This is a genomic window from Thermococcus sp. ES12 (assembly GCF_012027515.1).
In the GTDB taxonomy this organism is placed as follows: domain Archaea; phylum Methanobacteriota_B; class Thermococci; order Thermococcales; family Thermococcaceae; genus Thermococcus; species Thermococcus barossii.
The window spans coordinates 1-423 of record NZ_SNUP01000098.1; the positions used below are offsets into that span (position 1 = coordinate 1).

At 39.7% G+C, this 423-nt stretch carries 1 protein-coding gene; it reads left to right on the forward strand.

Features of this window, described 5'->3' with window-relative positions; all coding sequences use genetic code 11:
* A partial coding sequence (locus tag E3E37_RS11235) for an aminotransferase class I/II-fold pyridoxal phosphate-dependent enzyme (RefSeq protein ID WP_167717438.1) occupies positions 1–423 on the forward strand: 423 nt, incomplete at both ends.

Consider the following 423-nt stretch of genomic DNA (forward strand, 5'->3'; position numbering starts at 1 on the left):
AAGTTTTAGCCGATGAAATTTACGCTGACATAGCTTTTAAACCCTTCACACCAGCGAGAGAGATTTACGACAACGTTGTGACTATTAAGGGCTTCTCAAAGCTCTTCTCCATGACAGGATTTAGATTAGGCTATGCAATAGCGCAAAGAGAAGATATTAAAGCTATGCAGAAGTTTTTAGAGGTAACAACAACTTGTGTTCCAATCTTTATTCAAAGGGCTGGAGTTGAAGCATTGGAAATTAGAGAAGAGGTCAAAAAGGAGGTTGTTAAAATCTACGAAGAGAGGGTAAAACTTGCTTCAAGAATACTGAAGGGGACATTTGAATTTTACGAGCCCGATGGAGCGTTTTACCTCTTCGTTAAAACAGGGATTGATGGGCTTAGCTTTGCCGAGAAGCTTTTAGAAAAGGGTGTTTCCGTTT